Raw genomic sequence first — 17,674 nt, forward strand, 5'->3', positions numbered from 1 at the left:
AAAAGGAGAACCGTCATGCTCAGAACCGTGCTTGCCTGCCTGCTCCTCGCCACGCCCGCCTTCGCTCAGGAGGATCCGGGCGGCACCCTCAATCCCGACGAGATGTCGCTGGACCGGGTGATCGACAACATCCGCAACGGCCAGACCTCGATGATGGACTGCGCGTCGGGCTACGGCATGACGAAGAGCGGCGATCATGATCCGGCGCGCGAGACGTTCCAGGCCTGCGCCGACGCGGGCTACACCGCCTCGATGGCCTGGATGAGCTACATGGATCAGAACGGCTACGGCGGCGAATTCGACCCCGACGCCTCCGCCGAATGGAACCGCCGCGCGGCAGAGGCGGGCGATCCGCTGGGCATGTTCAACCACGGCGTCGACCTGATGCGCGGCTTCGGCACCCCGCAGGACGAGGCCGCGGGCCGCGCCATGGTCGACCGCGCGGCGGATGCAGGCATCGAGTTCGCTCAGCGCCTGCGCGCCGCCGACTACGACCTCGATGTCGTCACGCCCGACGCGGACAACTGGCGCTACGCCCCCGTCTTCTGATCCCGGCTTCTGATCCCGGCTTTCGAGTTCGCCCAAATACTCACGACACCGCCGGTGGCCAGGTGCGCCTCCGGCGGGCGTATTTTCCGGAAAGATGAAAGCGTCAGGCGAGGGTCGCCGGGCGGCCCGAGAGGGTGAGGATGCGGGTCGCCAGCCGCTCCGCCTCCGCCGCCACATGCGTGACCAGGAGCGTGCCGAGGTGGCGGCGCGCGCGCAGCTCCTCGAAAAGTCCCATCATCTCGTCGGCGAGCCGCGCGTCGAGCGACACGAAGGGCTCGTCCATCAGCATCAGGTCGGGCTCGGAGGCGAAGGCGCGGGCCAGAGCCAGCCGCCGCTGCTGGCCGAGGGAGAGCTGGTCGGGGAAGCGGTCGCCCAGACCGTCGAGCCCCACCTCCGCCAGCGCCGCATCGGCGCGCGCGCCATCGATCCCGTCGGCGAGCCGCAGGTTGTCGCGGGCCGAGCGCCAGCGCAGCAGGGTCGGCTCCTGAAAGACCATGGCGATGCGCCCCGGCACCTCCCGCCGCCCGTCGAAGCCGGGCTCCAGCCCCGCCACGATGCGCAGCAGCGTCGACTTGCCGATGCCCGACGGACCGGTGATCGCCACCGTCTCCCCCCGCTCAACGGTCAGGTCGAGCGGCCCCAGCACGGCCTCGGCTCCGTAGGCCATGCCCCGCAGCTGCAGGGCGAGGACCGGGCCGGGGCCGCCTGTGTCGAACATGCTCAGAGGCCGGGCTGCACGAAGAGGCCGTCGGGCAGCTCAGTCGCGGTGCCCATCAGCTCCTCCCCGCCGAGCTCCGCCATCAGGCGCAGCATGCGGTCGGCGGCGGCCTCGTCCACGGGACCCGGGGCCGGGATGCCGGCGCGGAAACCGGCTTTCAGGGCCTCGAACTGCGCCTCGTCATTGGCGCGCATCCGCTCGCGCAGCGGCTCCCACGCCGCATCGTCGCTGGCCAGCAGGTCCTTTGCGGCACGGGAGGCGGCGGCGAGGCCCGCGACGAGCTCCGGGTTCTCCTCCAGCATCTCGCCGCGCACGACATAGCCGAGGAGCGGCGTGTCCGGATCGAGGCCCAACGCCTCGGCCGCCTCGACGGTGGAGATGATCTGGCGCATGCCGCCCGCCTCCATCTTCGCCATGAAGTGCCAGAAGTTGACCGCCCCACCCAGCTCGCCCTGCATCGCGGTCTGGAAGATCAGGGGCGGCGCGCCGAAGACCTGCTCGGTCTCGGCCACGAGGTCCATCCCGTGCTCCTGCTGGGCATAGGCGCGCAGGATCAGCCAGCTCTTGTCGAGGGGCCCGCCCGCGATGCCCACGGTCTGCCCGGCGAGATCGGCGAGGCTCTCGACGCCGCTGTCCGCCGGCACCATCACGCCGCCCACCGCGCGGGAATAGGGGATGAAGACGTAGTCGCGACCCGCCGCGCGCTGCCGCGCGACCCACAGCCAGTCGGAGACGATGACATCCGTCTCGCCGCCCTGGAAGGCCACTTGCGCGGCCGCACTGCCGCCCACGCCCTGCACCTGCAGGTCGAAGCCGTTGGCGGTGTCGAAGCCCTCGCGCTCGATCGTGTCGAGCTCCCAGTTCACCGTGCCGTATTCGAGCACCGCGGCGCGGAGCACCGGCTGTTCCTCCGCCGCGACCGGTGTCACGAGCAGGGATGCGAAGATCGCGGCCTTCACGAATTTCATTGGATCGGTCCTCCCCAAAGTTTTCCTTGAGAGTAGCGATCGCCCACCGAAGCTGAATACGACCAAAGGCGAGCGCCTATTCGATGCGCAGCACCGGCAGCCAGTGATCGGCGGGCTCGGCCGCGTGAAGGTCCCGCTCGCGGATCGGCCGCATCTCGCCCGCGGGCGGCGGCACGGCGAGGGGGCGCAGGTCGACCTCGTGCAGCGTGCCGGTCAGCCCGTCGCCATCCGCCTCCAGCCGGTAATAGGCGCCGTTCCACATGTCGATGCCGTACTCCCCCGCCCCCTTCGAGACGAAGAGGAGGTCGTATTCGAGGTCCGTCAGCTCCGCCCCGAGGTCCCGCGCATTGGCGTAAGGGTACTCCAGATGACAGAGCTGCCGCTGACCCGCCGTGATGCAGCGGAACGGCCGCATCGAGAGGAAATGATCGGCGAAACCGGCGCCGTCGAGGGCGAGCTCGTAGCCGTCCCCCTCGAACCGGATCCGCCCGATGCGCAGCCGCTCGCCCTGCCCGTCGATCAGGAAGATCTCGCGCGCGCCGCTCAGCGGTCCGGCCTCCGCCGCCGGCGGTACAAGCGACAGGGCGAGGATGAGGATCAACGTCGAACGCATTGTATCGTCCTCCTTTTTCCGGGCCTCCAGTCTACTCCGAACCGGCAAAGCTTCCCCTACGACCAATGGCCAATTCCGCGCTCATGGGGGTCACGGAATACTTCCATCAGCCGGAAACGCACCGTGATCTGCGATTCGGCCAACGACAAGAGAACGCAAACGGGAGGAATGATATGAACCGGTTCGCATCCATTGCGGCGACGTTGGCCGCGACGACGGCGATGCTCACCGTCGCCGCTCAGGCGCAGGTCACGGAGGAGGATCTCGCCAACGACCAGACCATCACGACGCAGGTCGTGACGAACGGCATGGGCCGGCACCTCCAGCGTTACAGCCCGCTCGACACGCTCAACCGCGACAACGTGGCGAACCTGGTTCCGGCCTGGGCCTTCTCGCTGGGCGGGGAGAAGCAGCGCGGACAGGAAACCCAGCCGCTGGTCTATGACGGCATCATGTACATCACCGGCTCCTACAGCCGCCTCTACGCGATCGACGTGGAGACAGGCGAGGAGATCTGGCAATACGACGCCCGCCTGCCCGAGGGCATCCTGCCCTGCTGCGACGTGGTCAACCGCGGGGCGGCGATCTACGGCGACAAGATCATCTTCGGCACGCTGGACGCGACCATCGTAGCACTCGACTACAAGACCGGCGACGTGGTCTGGCGCGACCGGATCGCCGACTACCGCGCCGGCTATTCCTACACCGCGGCCCCGCTGATCGTGGACGGCCTCGTGATCACCGGCAACTCCGGCGGCGAGTTCGGGATCGTCGGCGAGGTTCAGGCCCGCAACGTGGAGAACGGCGACCTCGTCTGGACCCGCCCCGTGATCGAGGGCCACATGGGCACCCTCAACGGGGAGGAGAGCACCATGACCGGTGAGCTCAATGCGAGCTGGCCCGGCGACATGTGGCAGACGGGCGGCGGCGCGACCTGGCTCGGCGGCTCCTATGACGCGGACACCGACACGCTGGTCTTCGGCACCGGCAACCCGGCACCCTGGAACTCCTGGCTGCGCGCCGGCGGGACCGAGAGCGACGACCTGATGGGCGACGCGCTCTACGCCGCCTCCCGCCTCGGCATCGATCCTGCGACGGGCGAGATCAAGTGGCACTTCCAGACCACCCCGCGCGAGGGCTGGGACTATGACGGCGTGAACGAGGTGATCCCGTTCGTGGATGCGGACGGCAACCAGCGCTACGCCACCGCCGACCGCAACGGCTTCTTCTACGTGCTGAACCGCGAGGACGGCGCGTTCGTCGACGCCTGGCCCTTCGTGAAGGACATCTCCTGGGCCGAAGGCATCGACGAGAACGGCCGCCCGATCTTCGTCGAGGAGAACCGGCCCGGCGATCCCTCCGCCTCCGCCGACGGGGCGCGCGGCGAGACGATCTTCGCCTCGCCCTCCTTCCTCGGCGGCAAGAACTGGATGCCGATGTCCTATTCCCAGCGCACCGGCCTCTTCTACGTCCCGTCCAACGAGTGGGGCATGGATATCTGGAACGAGCCGGTGACCTACCGCCGCGGCGCGGCCTATCTCGGCTCCGGCTTCACGATCAAGCCGAACTACGAGGACCATATCGGCTCGCTCAAGGCCATCGACCCACTGACCGGCGAGTGGGTGTGGGAGGTGCAGAACGGCGCCCCGCTCTGGGGTGGCGTGATGACCACCGCGGGCGGCCTCGTCTTCACCGGCACGCCCGAGGGGCACCTCGTCGCCTATGACGACGAGACCGGTGAGGAGCTGTGGTCCTTCCAGACCGGCTCCGGCATCGTCGGCCAGCCGATCACGTGGGAGCAGAACGGGACGCAATACGTCTCCGTCATCTCCGGCTGGGGCGGCGCGGTTCCGCTCTGGGGTGGCGAAGTGGCCGCGACCGTGAACTACCTGAACCAGGGTGGCCTGCTCTGGACCTTCCGCCTGCCGGAAGAGCTGGCCGCCAGCGAGTAAGACGATCTCCCTGTCAGACTGCGGCGCCCCCCGGGGCGCCGCTTTTTTGTTCATGTGGCGACGAGGGCGCCGCCGCAGGACGGGAGGACGTTTCTGAGTGTTACCACCCCGGACCTGATCCGGGGTCTTTCGCTCGAGGGCGCTTCGTTCTGAAAGGTCCCGGCGCTTCGGCCGGGACGGTTTCGGGGGTGGGCGCGGGTCACTACTCAATCGGGCTGCGGCGGCCCCCAGCGCAGGGTGGTGAAGGCGAGCGCGCTCGACAGCGCCGACAGGGCGGCCGTCACCCAGGCAATGGCGGCGAAGCCCGCGCTCGTGGGATCGGCGCCTGCATCCGGGTCGCCGAAGCCGATGGTCACATCTCCCCCCGCCCCGGCAAAGGCCGCCGCCGCGACGCCGCCCATAGCCGCCACGGCCACCAGCCCTGCCATCCGGCTGATCGCGTTGTTGATGCCGGAGGCGGCGCCGCTGTCCTCATCCTCGACCGATCCCATGACGGCCGCCGACAGCGGCGAGACCACAAGGCCCATGCCGAAGCCCATCAGCGCCATCGACGGCAGGACGTGGGCCCAGAAGCTCTGCCACCCGATCCCGTAGGCGAGGCTCGCATAGGCGAGCGCCACGCAAGCCGAACCGGCCCCGATCAGCGGCGCGGGGCCGACCTTGTCCGCGAGCTTCCCGATGGGTGCCGACATCGGCGCGATGAAGAGCGTGAGCGGCAGGAAGAGCAACGTCACCTGCACCTCGCTGATCCCCCACCCCGAAATCAGCGTCATCGGCAGGTAGAAGAGCACGGCACCCAGCGCGAAGTAGAGCGTGAAGGTCACCGCATTGGCCGAGGCGAAACCGGGCATGGCAAAGAGCCTGAGCGGCATCATCGGATGCTTCGCCCGCCCCTCCCACACCACGAAGGCGACGAGTGCGGCGAGGCCCGCGATACCGAAGGTCGCGATATGGCCTGTATCCGGCACGCCGTTCTCGCCCTCCGGCCCGGTCATCGCCCAGGCGATCAGGCCGAGCGCCAGGGTCGCGAGGGCCGCCCCGGTCCAGTCGAGCGGGTCGTCGTGCTCGGCCTCGTCGCGCGGCACCTTCACGATCAGCAGCCACAGCGCGATCGCGCCGATCGGCAAGTTGATGAGGAAGATCACGCGCCAGAACTCGGCATTGCCCGCGCTCAGGATCGCGCCGCCCAGGATCGGGCCGATGGCGGTGGTGACGGCGGAGGCGGCGGCCCAGATGCCGATCGCCTGCCCCCGCTCGCCCTTCGGATAGCTCTTGGAGATGATGGCGAGGCTGCCGGGCACCATGATCGCCGCCCCGATCCCCTTGAGCGCGCGGGCGGGGATCAGCGTCTCCACCGTCGGGGCCAGCGCGCAGAGGACGGAGGCGACGACGAAAAGACCAATCCCCCAGACGAAGACGCGCGCCACGCCGTAGCGGTCGCCTGCCGCGCCGCCCACCAGGATGAAGGCCGAGAGGGTGAGCATGTAGGCATTGTTCACCCACTGGATGTCGGCGAGCGAGGCGTTCAGGCTTTCGCGCATGGCCGGAACCGCGACCGAGACCACCGAGCCGTCGATGAACCCCATGGCTGAGGCGAGGATGGCGGCGATCAGGACGAAGCGGCGGCGCTTCTTGGGGCAGAAGGTTTCCTGACCGCCGGGCGCGGCTGTGGCGGTGGTCATGGCGGACTCCATCCTCGGGTGCTGGATGGCAACCTAGTGCGGCAGCGCGTCGCGGCATGTGTTTTCGCGTGCGGCGGGCGGAGATGCCTCCGGCGGGGATATCTCGGCAAGCTGGAAGGCCGGGCGCTCAGCGGGCCTGCCACTCCATCATCAGGTGATAGGGCGCGTTGTCGTAGGCTTCCGCCTTGGGGTGCGCAGGATCGGTGCACGCGGGCTCGTCGAAATGGGTGAGCGTGAAGCCGCGGGAGAGGAAGGCCTGCATGTAGAACGATAGCGGCCGATGCCAGTTCTCGATGGAGACGCCGTTCCACTCGACCATCTCACCACGGCATTCGAGATAGCGCCGCACGGTCATGTCGCGGCTGCCATCAGGTCGGCTGGACCACGTACCGCACGTACCGTTCGCCGCCGTCGCGAAGCCGGTGAGGTTGGCGATCAGCACCCGGCCACCGGGGCGCAGCACGCGGCGGACCTCATCCAGGGCCGCGTCGATCTCGCCGATATCGAGCAGGGTCAAGTAGCTCACGACCATGTCGAAGCTGTCATCGGCGAAGGGCATGCGCTCGGCACGGCCCTCCACGAAGCGCGCGCCGCCGAGGGCGCGGGCCCGGGCGATGAGGGTGGTGGTGGGATCGAGGCCGGTCAGCTCCTCGACATCGCCCGCGAGCCTGCGGCAGAAGCGGCCCTCGCCGCAGCCGAGATCGAGCAGGCGGCGCGGCGCGAAGGCGCGCACACGGGCCAGCATAGGGGTGTCGAGGACATATTGTCGGGCGAAGTCGCCATGCGCGCCCTGGCTCGCGATCCAGGCGTCGGCGGACTGATCCCAACTCACTGCACCCCTCCCGCCATCCAGTCTTTGCAAGGACCTAGCGGGCCGAACACTCCGCGTCCATGGCGGAGTGGCTGGCGGGCCTAGTAGAGCCCGCCGCCGCCTAGTGCGTCGTCGCTGATCGAGGGCGGCGCCGGTACGGGGACGGAGCCCCCGGTGCCTGCGTCGCTACCCGGCAGCGTCTCGACAAAGACATCGCCGCCCGTGGTCTCCGGCAGGTCGGAGAGGTCGTAGGCCTCGCCGATCACGGCGGCCGCCTGACCCACGGACGGGGCCGCGCCATTCGGGAAGACCTCCCACACCCAGTCGCCGGTCGCGGCATCGGGCAGGCGCACGCCGGACCCGCGGGCGATCTTGACCGCTTCGACGCCGGTGGGCGGCTGGAAGCGGCCGGGATCGGCCGGACGCAGCTCCAGGTAATCCTCCATGAAAGCACGGAAGACCGGGCCGCACATGCCGCCGCCGGTGCCGCCCTCGCCCATGTTGCGGGGCGTGTCGAAGCCGATATAGCAGCCCGCCACGATGTCCGGCGTGAAGCCGATGAACCACGCGTCCCGGCTCTCGTTCGTCGTGCCGGTCTTGCCTGCGAGCGGCACCGGCAGGGAGGCGAGCCGTGCCGCCGTGCCCCGGTCCACGACGCCCTCCAGCATCGAGATCAGGCGGAAGGCCGTGATCCGGCTCATCGTCCGCTCGGCAGTGGAGTAGATGAAGGGCTCCGGCTGGTCGGAGAAGGCCGTGACCTCGCACCCCTCGCACACCCGCTGATCGTGGCGGTAGATCGTGTTGCCACGCCGATCCTGAATGCGGTCTACCATCGTGGGCTCGACCTCCTGCCCGCCATTCGCGAACATCGCGTAGGCCGAGATCAGGCGGTAGAGCGTGGTTTCCTGCGCGCCGAGGGAGATCGGCAGGTAGGGCTGCATCTCGTCATAGATGCCGAAATCCTCCGCATAGCCCGCGATCACGTCCATCCCGACCGTATCGGCGATCCGCACGGTCATGAGGTTGAGCGAGCGCTCCAGCCCCGTGCGCATCAGCGTTGGCCCGTTGAAGGAAGTGGAGCCGGAATAGTTCTTCGGCCGCCAGTCCTCCTGCCCCGGCACCTCCATGGTGAAGGGCGCATCGAGGATCATGGAGTTCGGCGTGAACCCGCTGTCGAGGGCGGCGGCGTAGACGAAGGGCTTGAAGGCCGAGCCTGGCTGCCGCGTCGCCTGCGTCGCGCGGTTGAAGCTGGTCGCGTCGTAGGAGAACCCACCCTGCATCGCGAGCACGCGGCCCGTGCGGTGATCCATCACCATGAACGCGCCCTGAAGCTCCGGCACCTGCCGCAGGTTCCAGTTGCGGAAGGTGCCGTCCTCGTTGAGGCCCGCGGTCACGAGGATCACATCGCCGACCGCGAGGATATCGTCGGGGCTGTCGGGGGCGGAGCCGACACGCGTGCCCTCCAGCCGCGGCCGGGCCCATTGGAAATCGCGGACATAGAGGCGGTGGCCGCCCTCCTCGGGCTCGTCCACGCCCTCGATGCCGATGCGGGCACTTTCGGCGTCCATGTCGAGGACGACCGCCATGTGCCAATCGGGCACGTCGCGCACGCCGCGGGTGGCGGCGAGGGCGAGGCGCCACTGCTCCTCGTTCTCCGGGTCGAGCTCCTGCTCGATATGGGCGAGCGGGCCGCGATAGCCGCTGCGCTCCCGATCGTACTCCACGAGGCGCTGGCGCAGGGCCGAGGCCGCGGCCTCCTGCACCTCGGGCTCAATCGTTGCGCGGATGGTGAGACCGCCGGTCAGCAGCCGGTCCTCGCCGAGCTGGCGGGTGAGCTGGCGGCGGATCTCCTCGGTGAAGTAGTTGCGGTCGGTCGCCACCTGCTCCGCAGGCTGGTAGTCACCGCCCTGGACGGAGAGGAGCGGGGCCGCGCGGGCCGTCTCGAACTCCTCCTGCGTGAGGTAGCCGTTCTCCTGCATCTCGCGCAGCACGTAGTTGCGGCGGGCGATAGCGCGGCTCTCCTGCCGGACGGGGTGATAGGTCGAGGGCGCCTTCGGCAGGACGGCGAGGTAGGCCGCCTCCTCCGCCGTCAGCTCCTCCAGCGTCTTGCCGAAGTAGTTGTTGGCGGCGGCCACGATGCCGTAGCTGTTCTGGCCCAGGAAGATCTCGTTGAGATAGAGCTCCAGGATCTGATCCTTGCTCAGCACGTTCTCCAGCCGCACGGCGAGGATGACCTCGCGGATCTTGCGCTCGATCTCCCGCTCACCGGACAGCAGGAAGTTCTTTACCACCTGCTGCGTGATGGTGGAGGCGCCGCGGGTGTTGCCCTGCAGCGTGTCGATGGCGGCCGAGACCATGCCGCGCGCGTCGAAGCCCGGGTGGGTGTAGAAGTTCTTGTCCTCGGCGGAGATGAAGGCCTGCTTCACCAGGTCCGGCACCTCGTCGATCGGCACGAAGACGCGCCGCTCGCGCAGGTACTCGTCCATCAGAATGCCGTCCTCGGAATAGACGCGGCTGAGCGTCTGGGGCTCGTAGCTCGCCAGTTCCTCTGGATCCGGTAGCCCCTCGGAATAGGCCCAGATCACGAAGCCGACGGTGAGGGCCGCCATGGGAATGGCGAGGACGAGGGCCGAGAACACCCAGCCGATGAAACGAGTCAGATACCGCATAAGTCTACTCTGGCGTCGCGGGCCCGGCCCGCAGTTCGGGTCTATCTATCATCCGGCCCGCCGACTGTCAGTCCCGGAGCGGCACGGACGTCGCTGCGAGTTGCGGCGCGAGGACACGATCGCGCGAGGCCCACGCGTCGACTGCCGCAATCACCCCATCGGCGGCATGGCCCCGCCAGATAGGTGAAGTCATGTTCGCAAGATCTTCTGAATCCGACAGAAAACCCAGTTCGACCAGCACTGAAGGCACGTCCGGCGCTTTCAGCACGCGGAAGCCGGCCGCGCGATGCGGATTGGAGCGGATCACACCGACGGAGCTGCCCAACCCCTCCACCAACGCCTCGGCCAGGTGGACGGAGCGCAGATTCGTCTCCCGCTGTGCCATATCTGTCAGGAGGGCGGCGAGGTCGTCGTCCTCCACGGCGAGTTGCGCGCCACCCACCGCATCGGCACGGTTCTCGAGTGCGGCGAGGGCCGCGGCCTCCCGGTCGCTGGCGCGGGCGGAGAGGGTGTAGACGGCAGCGCCGGAGGCATTGCCCTCCGTCACCGTATTGGCGTGGAGCGAAAGGAACAGCGCCGCGCCGTGGCTGCGCGCGGTCCGCACCCGCTCGCGCAGGGTGAGAAAGGTGTCGGTCTCGCGGGTGAGGTACACCTCGTAGCGGCCCGTGGCGCGCAGGGCTTCGGCGAGCTCCAGCCCGAAGGTGAGCGCGATCTCCTTCTCCGCCACGCCGTCGCGAATGGCGCCGGGATCGACGCCGCCATGACCCGGGTCGAGCACGATGACCGGCAGCGCATCCGCCGCGGCGACTTGGGGGGCGGCACCGGGCGTCACGGTGCTGCGGGCGAGCGCGAGGGTCAGCACCAGCGCGGGCGCGGCGCCACTGCGGTCGATCCGTGCCTGCTCCAGCTCGGCGGCGCGGTTGATGCCGATATCGAGGCGCAGCGTCTCGTCATCTGGGGCGCTGGCGCGGTAGCGCTGCAGATAGGCGTCGGGCTCCAGCCGCAGGTCGGGCGCGGCCTCGGCCCCGTCGAACTCGACGCGCACGGTGCCATCCTCCGGCAACGCCACGCGGAACGGCGCGACCTCGCTCAGCGCGATGCGCAGGGTCATGGTCTTGCTCAGCCAGCCTTCGGTATCCGCCGAAATGCCGGTGACGCGCGGCTCGGCCAGAACCGGTCCGCATAACGCAAGGGCAAGCGCACCGGTGGCGAGCCCCTTCAGGATCTGTCGCATGTCATGCACCTGCTCGTGCCTGTCGCGGCCCGTTCAGGAGGCCGTCGTTTCTGCCTTCTCGATACCATGTCCGGCAAAGGCGGCGCAAAAACAAATTGTAATTGCTGCTTTCGTGGTCATATACCGGAACCAAGGCGCGATCCGTCGCACCTTCGTAGAGAATTCGTCGCGGACCCGTCCGCCCACCGTGCCCGAACCGGCCAAGCCGTGCGGGACGAAGAGCGGGGAACCGGGTCGCGACCGGCCGGAAGGCCAGTATCGAGGAAAGCCGGGTGCGCCCGGCCCCAACGCCGGGGGCGCATAGTCCGCCCCCCAGGATCAGAAAACGCGATGAAACGCGACCGGGCAGGACAGGCAGGCATGGGAAGCGGAAAGACCGCCCCTCCTGCATGCCGTCCGAAGCGCATCGCCCCTACCGAAAGCACGTCGAGGATGCAGAGCGGAGCAATCCGCGCCGCCCGAAGGCGTGTCGAAGAGATTGCATGCCCAAAAAGATGCTTATCGATGCCACCCACAGCGAGGAAACGCGGGTGGTCGTCGTCGACGGCCAGAAGGTCGAAGAGTTTGATTTCGAGAGCCTGAACAAGCGACAGCTCTCCGGCAACATCTATCTGGCGAAGGTCACGCGGGTCGAACCCTCGCTCCAGGCCGCCTTTGTCGATTATGGCGGGAACCGGCACGGCTTCCTCGCCTTCTCCGAAATCCATCCGGACTACTACCAGATCCCCGTCGCGGACCGTGAGGCGCTGATCGCCGAGCAGGAGGCCGAGGAACAGGCCCGCCGCGCCGAGGAGGAGGAAGAGGAAAAGCCGAAGCCGCGCCGCGGCCGCTCGCGGTCCCGCTCCCGCTCGGCGGCGGCGAAGGATGGCGCACCGGCCGACGAGACCGTCAGTGCCGAGGTTCCGGTTGATGCGAACGAGGACGCGGCCCCCGTCGCGGACGATCCGGCGGAAGCGCCGATCCGCACCGACAGCGACGAGGCCATCGCCGAGGCGGTAACCGATCCCGCCGCGGACGTCACGCCGCCGGTCGATGTCGTGGTGGATGAGGCGACGCCCGCCGCCGCGACCGAACAGTCCCTGCCCGAGGAGGCCGTGCGCGGCGTGCTCGAAGAGCCAATGCTCGAAGGGGACGGCCCGGACGCGACCAGCGGCCTCGACGAAGCCTCCGACCTCGTGGACACGCCCGAGGGCGAACCGCTGCCCGAAGGCGAGACCCCGACCGATGCCGAGGCCGACGATGCCTCCGTCCCCGCGGCGGAGGAGATCGAGAGCGACGACGACGATGTCGAGGAGGTCCGCCGCGACACCCGCCGTCGTCCCAAGATGCGCCGCTACAAGATCCAGGAGGTCATCAAGGTCCGCCAGATCATGCTGATCCAGGTGGTCAAGGAGGAGCGCGGCAACAAGGGCGCCGCCCTCACAACCTATCTGAGCCTCGCGGGCCGCTACTGCGTCCTGATGCCCAACACCGCCCGCGGCGGCGGCATCTCCCGCAAGATCACCAATGCGGCCGACCGCAAGAAGCTCAAGGAGATCGCGGGCGAGATCGAGGTGCCGAAGGGCGCCGGTCTCATCATCCGCACGGCGGGCGCCAAGCGCACCCGGACCGAGATCAAGCGCGACTACGAATACCTCATCCGCCAGTGGGAGCAGATCCGCGACCTGACGATGAAGTCGATCGCACCGCAGCTGATCTACGAGGAAGGCAGCCTCATCAAGCGCTCGATCCGCGACCTCTACTCCCGCGACATCGACGAGGTGTTCGTGGAGGGACCGGAAGGCTACCGCGAGGCCAAGGACTACATGCGGATGCTGATGCCGAGCCACGCGAAGAACGTGAAGCTCTACCAGGATCAGGTCAGCCTCTTCGGCCGCCACCAGGTGGAGAGCTATCTCGGCCAGATGTTCAACCCGACCGTCCAGCTCAAGTCCGGCGGCTACATCGTCATCGGCGTGACCGAGGCGCTGGTCGCCATCGACGTGAACTCCGGCAGGTCGACCAAGGAAGGCTCGATCGAGGAGACGGCGCTCAAGACCAACCTTGAGGCCGCGGACGAGGTGGCGCGCCAGCTCCGCCTTCGTGACCTCGCGGGCCTCATCGTCATCGACTTCATCGACATGGATGAGCGCAAGAACAACGCCGCCGTCGAGAAGCGGATGAAGGATGCGCTGAAGAACGATCGCGCCCGGATCCAGGTGGGTCGCATCTCCTCCTTCGGTCTCTTGGAGATGAGCCGCCAGCGGCTGCGGCCCGGCATGCTCGAGGCCTCGACCCAACCCTGCCCGCATTGCCACGGCACGGGCCTCGTCCGGTCGAACGACAGCCTCGGCCTCTCGATCATCCGGGAGTTGGAAGAAGAGGGCGTGCGCCAGCGCTGCAAGGAAATCGTCCTGACCGCGCCGGTGGGCGTGGCGAACTACCTCCTGAACGTGAAGCGCGAGCATATCGCGATGATCGAGACGCGCTATGGCATCGCGATCCAGATCAACGGCGACCCGCATCTCGTAAGCCCAGAGCACAAGATGGAGCGGTTCAAGACCGCGAGCCGCGTCGTGGTGCAGGACGCCACGGTCGGCGCGATCCAGGTGGACGGCCTCGACCTCGACGAGATCCACGACCAGGAGGTCGAGGAAGACGTCGCCGAGGTGGTGGAGACCCGCGAAGACGACGAGGACCAGCCGAAGAAGAAGCGCCGCCGGCGGCGCCGGCGCGGCGGTCGCAATCGCGGCGAGAACGGCGAGGGCAAGACGCAGGACGACGCGAACGGCGAGGGCTCCGAGGAGGAGACCTCGACGGAGGAGTCGGCAGAGGAACCGACGGATGCTGCGCCCGAACAGGCCGCCGATGCTGAAACCGAGGTTGAGACCGAGGAGAAGCCCGCGAAGCCGAAGCGGTCCCGCTCCCGCTCGCGCGGCCGGAAGAAGGCGGAGCAGCCCGAGGACACGTCCGCCGAGGCCGAGGCCCGCGAGGACACCGGCCCCGCCGCCGAGGACGTGACGCCGCCGGATGCAGGCGAGGAACCCGCGCTCGCGACCGAGGACACGAAGCCCGAGGCCGAGACGGTGGACGCCGAAACCGTAGCTGCGCCCATCAGCGAGGAGGCTCCGGTCGACGCCGTGGTCCGCGAGGAAACGCCCGCCGCCGCAGCCGACGAGATCGCCGATGCGCAACCCGTCGACGAAAGCGGCCCGGCGCCGGAGGTGATGCCCGAGGCGGAGCAGCCGGAGGAGGTCGCGACGGCCCCCGAAGAGCCCGTCCCGGCCGAGACCGCGCCCGATCCGACGACCGAAGATGCGGACCGGCCCAAGCGCAAGGGCTGGTGGGCGCGCACCATCGGAAGCTGACACACAAGGGGCCCTGCGGGGCCTCTTCCTTTATCCGGCGAGCGTCCGAGGCGGCCGGACCGCATGGCGCAGCATCTGCGCCCATCCCAGCCGGGACCGCTCCACCCCGCCGCTCTCCAGCCAGGCCAGCAGGTCCTCCGGCCCGCAGGCCCGCCCGGTGCGCGGATCGAGATAGAGCGGGTAGTCGATCAGTGCCGCATGAACGAGCCCGTCAAGATCGGGGCGCGCGCGGCGCCGCTCCGGCCGGCTCTCGCCCAGATCCTCCGTCAGCCCCCAGCCCGCGTAGAACGGCCAGCCGAGGCAGGTGACCGGGACGCCTCGCAGAAGCGCCTCGAACCCGGCGAGGGAAGTCAGCGTCCAGAGCCGATCGACCTTCGGGATCAGTTCGGCGATGTCACCCTGCGCGACCGTCACGTCGGCTTCGGGTGCGTCGATGACACCCGCCCGCAGCCCTGCCACGACATCCGGATGCGGCTTCCAGATCAGGCATGCTTCGGGATGAGCCGCCCGCGCGGCCGCCAAGAGGTCTCGGTCGGTGCGCCCCCCTGCCCCGCATTGCACCGAGGCGTCGTCGGCGACCTGCCCTGTGACAAGGACCTTTGGCCCCGGCGGCAGGTCGGGCAACGCACCGCCGAGGTTGTACTTGCTAGCGCCCGCCGCGACGATCCGGGCACGCAGCCGCGCGGCGCGCATCTTTGCGGCGTCCGGCAGGTCGGAGCTCGCCGCGATCAGCGCCTCCAGCCGCGAGGGGCGCGCCGGGTCGTAGTGGATCCCCAGATCATCGAACGCCAGCGAGAGAGGCGGTACGAGCGCCGCTCCGAGCCCGCGGGAGCGCAGAAAACCATCCTCGATCCGCAGATCTCCGTCAGCGCGGGAGGCCCAGGCGACAGCCGTTTCGCCGGGCCGCGGCGCGCCTTCGCCAAACCGCACCGGCGCGCCGCCAGTGGACAAGAGTGCGCGGACCCGCCGCCGCTTCCACCGGCTGACACCGCGGGCCAGCATCGGGCGCCCGGTGCGCCGGGCCGCGCCGGTGATCGAGGCGAGGTAGGTCACAGTCTCCAGCAGATCTCGCCGCGCACCGGTCGCCGGATCAATCCAGAGGGGCGCGCGTTCGAAGAGCGCTGCGAACAGGCTCTCGACGGTGGCGCTGCCGCGCGGAGCCGCGCACGCATCCTCCGTCAGGCCCCAGCCTGCATAGACCGGGTGCCCGTGCACATGCGGCCTGTGACCGTGCAGTACAGCATCCAGCCCGAACTGCGAGCTCATGACATGCACCGCCTCCGCCCGCTCGATCAGCGCGGCGGGGCTGTGGCCGGCGGACAGCCAGCGAGCACCTCCAACCACCTCGGCGTTCAGCATGCCCCGCTTGCGCCCCGCGGCGACCTCCGGGTGCGGGACCAGCAGAAGCGGCAGGTCGGGATGGGCCGCCGCGGCCTCCCGCATCATCCGAGCGAAGGCGGCGCGGTCCGCGCCCATCAACGAGGCATCGCCCTCGGTCTGGTCGACCACCAGCACGTAGCGGCGCGGCAGGTCCGCTGGTGGCTCGGCGCGACCCATGTACTTGCTGAGACGGTGGTGACGCAGCAACTCCAACGCCTCCGCCCCGCGGTTCGACAACACCGGTGCCGAAGAAATCTCCGCCACCACATCGCTCGGCCCGTCCGGGTCGTAATGCACCCCCGCCTCGTCGATCAGCAGGCCGAGCGGCGGGCCGTCGCCGGGGCGGAGTGAACGAAGGAAGGCGTCCTCCACCGTGACGACCGGCAGCCCCCGCCGCGCCGCGAGCGCCCGCCCGCGCGCCGACACCGGACGGCGGCCCCAGACGCCGATCGCGTCACAGGACGACCAGCCCGGCACGACCTCCCACCCCGCGCTCCAGAGCGCATGTCGCAGCCAGGGCTGCCGCAGGAAGCCGAGGGAGACGACGCCGAGCTTGCGCCGCGCCGCCATCGCCTCAGAACGCGTTGCCGGACAGGAGCTGCGCCGTCGAGTTCGCCTGGTTCAGCGTCGGCGCGATCGAGCCGATGATCTTGAGGAACTGGACGTAGGGCGCCTCAGACACGAAGACGATGTCGCCGTCGCGGACCGAGAAGTTCGATGCCGTGAAGAACGCCGCCGGACGCGTCAGGTCCATAGCGTAGGCCACCCGCACCGGTGCGGTTGCAGTGCGCTGGTTGAAGCGGTTGTAGACCTCGGGCCGCTCGGAACGCAGGACGAAGACGCCGCGCGGGTTCGCGGTGCTGCCGTTCAGGCCGCCGAGCCGGGCAATCGCCTCCATCAGCGAGATGTCGCGGCCCGGGAAATCGACCTGCGTCTGGGTGCCGAACTCGCCCAGGGCGGAGAAGGAGCGCGGGTCGCGCTCGATATTGATCACGTCGCCGCCGCGCAGGGCGATGTCGGCGCTGGGGCTAGTGTAGATGTCCTGCAGCCAGACCCGCTCCACCCGGCTGCCGCGGCGCACGCTCACTTGCGCGACCTCGGGATCGACGCCGGCCGCGCCCGCATTGGCGATCAGGCCCGCGAGCGTCCGGGTGCCAGCCTCGATGGGGAAGTCGCCGAGCGCACCCTCGCTGCCGAAGACACGCACCGTGTTGTTCTGCGCGTTCTGGAGGCGCACCTCCACCTGAGGCTCCGGCGTCATGGGCGCAAGGCGCCGGGTCAGGGTCTGGCGCAACTGCTCGATGGTGAGCCCCGCAACCTGCAGCCGCCCGACCTGCGGCATGAAGATGAAGCCGTTGAGATCGACCCGCATGTCGAGGAGCAGCGTCGGCCCGCCGACCGTGCCGTAGAGCGGAAACTCCCCGTTCTCCCACACGGTGATGTCGAGGATGTCGAGCGGGCGGATCAGCTCGATGTTTTCCACCGACCCGCCGATGAAATCGGGGGAGAAGGCCAGAACCTCCTCGAACTGCGTCAGCCGAGCCACCGCGTCGTTGATCGCGATGATCTCGACGGCGGCGCTGCCGTCAGCGGGCTGGGCGGTGATCTCCTGGATCGTGGGACCCGAGCGCGGCAGCGTGTTGCAGCCTGCGATGAGAAGAAGCGACACGATCGCCGCCGCCCGGCGGAGCACTGCTGGGGTCATGGGTCTGTCCTGTCCTCAGGGCCGCCGAGTTCTGTGCCCGGTCTGC

The 17,674-nt window shown here is 69.1% G+C and carries 12 protein-coding genes; 3 read left to right on the top strand and 9 right to left on the bottom strand.

All coding sequences use genetic code 11. The features are described from left to right. Positions 1-15 precede the first annotated feature (15 nt). The gene (locus tag I0K15_RS00365; RefSeq protein WP_196103476.1) at positions 16-549 is read left to right on the top strand and encodes a tetratricopeptide repeat protein; all 534 of its coding nucleotides are present in this window, start codon (positions 16-18) and stop codon (positions 547-549) included. Between the two features lie 103 nt (positions 550-652). Here I0K15_RS00365 and I0K15_RS00370 read toward each other — a convergent pair whose 3' ends face one another. The 3 genes from I0K15_RS00370 to I0K15_RS00380 all read right to left on the bottom strand — a co-directional run bounded on the left by I0K15_RS00370 (position 653) and on the right by I0K15_RS00380 (position 2,848). After that, positions 653-1,267 carry an ABC transporter ATP-binding protein gene (locus I0K15_RS00370; protein ID WP_196103477.1) on the bottom strand — a complete coding sequence of 205 codons (615 nt, stop codon included), beginning with the start codon at positions 1,265-1,267 and terminating at the stop codon, positions 653-655. A gap of 2 nt (positions 1,268-1,269) precedes the next feature. Beyond that, positions 1,270-2,235, bottom strand: coding sequence for an ABC transporter substrate-binding protein (locus I0K15_RS00375; protein WP_196103478.1), 966 nt, complete (start codon positions 2,233-2,235; stop codon positions 1,270-1,272). Between the two features lie 76 nt (positions 2,236-2,311). Continuing rightward, positions 2,312-2,848, bottom strand: coding sequence for a hypothetical protein (locus I0K15_RS00380; RefSeq protein WP_196103479.1), 537 nt, complete (start codon positions 2,846-2,848; stop codon positions 2,312-2,314). A 173-nt stretch (positions 2,849-3,021) separates the two neighbouring features. Between I0K15_RS00380 and I0K15_RS00385 the strand changes: the two genes are divergently transcribed. After that, positions 3,022-4,800 (top strand): PQQ-dependent methanol/ethanol family dehydrogenase, encoded by a 1,779-nt coding sequence (locus I0K15_RS00385; RefSeq protein WP_196103480.1) that lies wholly within the window; start codon positions 3,022-3,024, stop codon positions 4,798-4,800. Positions 4,801-5,006: 206 nt separating this feature from the next. On the opposite strand, the gene I0K15_RS00390 is transcribed toward I0K15_RS00385, so the two are convergent. The 4 genes from I0K15_RS00390 to I0K15_RS00405 all read right to left on the bottom strand — a co-directional run bounded on the left by I0K15_RS00390 (position 5,007) and on the right by I0K15_RS00405 (position 11,196). After that, positions 5,007-6,482 (bottom strand): MFS transporter, encoded by a 1,476-nt coding sequence (locus I0K15_RS00390; RefSeq protein ID WP_230374213.1) that lies wholly within the window; start codon positions 6,480-6,482, stop codon positions 5,007-5,009. Positions 6,483-6,609: 127 nt separating this feature from the next. Beyond that, on the bottom strand, positions 6,610-7,314 hold the full coding sequence (locus I0K15_RS00395; RefSeq protein WP_230374214.1) for a class I SAM-dependent methyltransferase: 705 nt from the start codon (positions 7,312-7,314) through the stop codon (positions 6,610-6,612). Between the two features lie 80 nt (positions 7,315-7,394). Further along, positions 7,395-9,962 carry a penicillin-binding protein 1A gene (locus I0K15_RS00400; RefSeq protein ID WP_196103483.1) on the bottom strand — a complete coding sequence of 856 codons (2,568 nt, stop codon included), beginning with the start codon at positions 9,960-9,962 and terminating at the stop codon, positions 7,395-7,397. A 67-nt stretch (positions 9,963-10,029) separates the two neighbouring features. Then, positions 10,030-11,196, bottom strand: coding sequence for an N-acetylmuramoyl-L-alanine amidase family protein (locus tag I0K15_RS00405; protein WP_196103484.1), 1,167 nt, complete (start codon positions 11,194-11,196; stop codon positions 10,030-10,032). A gap of 482 nt (positions 11,197-11,678) precedes the next feature. Here I0K15_RS00405 and I0K15_RS00410 point away from each other — a divergent pair, with 482 nt between their 5' ends. Continuing rightward, positions 11,679-14,543: an Rne/Rng family ribonuclease gene (locus I0K15_RS00410; RefSeq protein WP_196103485.1), complete on the top strand. Its 2,865-nt coding sequence runs from the start codon at positions 11,679-11,681 to the stop codon at positions 14,541-14,543. A gap of 30 nt (positions 14,544-14,573) precedes the next feature. On the opposite strand, the gene I0K15_RS00415 is transcribed toward I0K15_RS00410, so the two are convergent. Continuing rightward, positions 14,574-16,493 (bottom strand): capsular polysaccharide biosynthesis protein, encoded by a 1,920-nt coding sequence (locus tag I0K15_RS00415; protein ID WP_196103486.1) that lies wholly within the window; start codon positions 16,491-16,493, stop codon positions 14,574-14,576. A gap of 4 nt (positions 16,494-16,497) precedes the next feature. After that, positions 16,498-17,628, bottom strand: coding sequence for a polysaccharide biosynthesis/export family protein (locus tag I0K15_RS00420; protein ID WP_196103487.1), 1,131 nt, complete (start codon positions 17,626-17,628; stop codon positions 16,498-16,500). Positions 17,629-17,674: the final 46 nt, after the last annotated feature.

The organism is Pontivivens ytuae, from assembly GCF_015679265.1.
In the GTDB taxonomy this organism is placed as follows: domain Bacteria; phylum Pseudomonadota; class Alphaproteobacteria; order Rhodobacterales; family Rhodobacteraceae; genus Pontivivens; species Pontivivens ytuae.

What these genes read in the sequence shown, in the direction of transcription:
- I0K15_RS00400 (WP_196103483.1), bottom strand. Translation starts at nt 9,962, where the DNA reads ATGCGGTATCTGACTCGTTTCATCGGCTGGGTGTTCTCGGCCCTCGTC.
- I0K15_RS00365 (WP_196103476.1), top strand. Translation starts at nt 16, where the DNA reads ATGCTCAGAACCGTGCTTGCCTGCCTGCTCCTCGCCACGCCCGCCTTC.
- I0K15_RS00415 (WP_196103486.1), bottom strand. Translation starts at nt 16,493, where the DNA reads ATGGCGGCGCGGCGCAAGCTCGGCGTCGTCTCCCTCGGCTTCCTGCGG.
- I0K15_RS00385 (WP_196103480.1), top strand. Translation starts at nt 3,022, where the DNA reads ATGAACCGGTTCGCATCCATTGCGGCGACGTTGGCCGCGACGACGGCG.
- I0K15_RS00410 (WP_196103485.1), top strand. Translation starts at nt 11,679, where the DNA reads ATGCCCAAAAAGATGCTTATCGATGCCACCCACAGCGAGGAAACGCGG.
- I0K15_RS00375 (WP_196103478.1), bottom strand. Translation starts at nt 2,235, where the DNA reads ATGAAATTCGTGAAGGCCGCGATCTTCGCATCCCTGCTCGTGACACCG.
- I0K15_RS00420 (WP_196103487.1), bottom strand. Translation starts at nt 17,628, where the DNA reads ATGACCCCAGCAGTGCTCCGCCGGGCGGCGGCGATCGTGTCGCTTCTT.
- I0K15_RS00405 (WP_196103484.1), bottom strand. Translation starts at nt 11,196, where the DNA reads ATGCGACAGATCCTGAAGGGGCTCGCCACCGGTGCGCTTGCCCTTGCG.
- I0K15_RS00380 (WP_196103479.1), bottom strand. Translation starts at nt 2,848, where the DNA reads ATGCGTTCGACGTTGATCCTCATCCTCGCCCTGTCGCTTGTACCGCCG.
- I0K15_RS00390 (WP_230374213.1), bottom strand. Translation starts at nt 6,482, where the DNA reads ATGACCACCGCCACAGCCGCGCCCGGCGGTCAGGAAACCTTCTGCCCC.
- I0K15_RS00370 (WP_196103477.1), bottom strand. Translation starts at nt 1,267, where the DNA reads ATGTTCGACACAGGCGGCCCCGGCCCGGTCCTCGCCCTGCAGCTGCGG.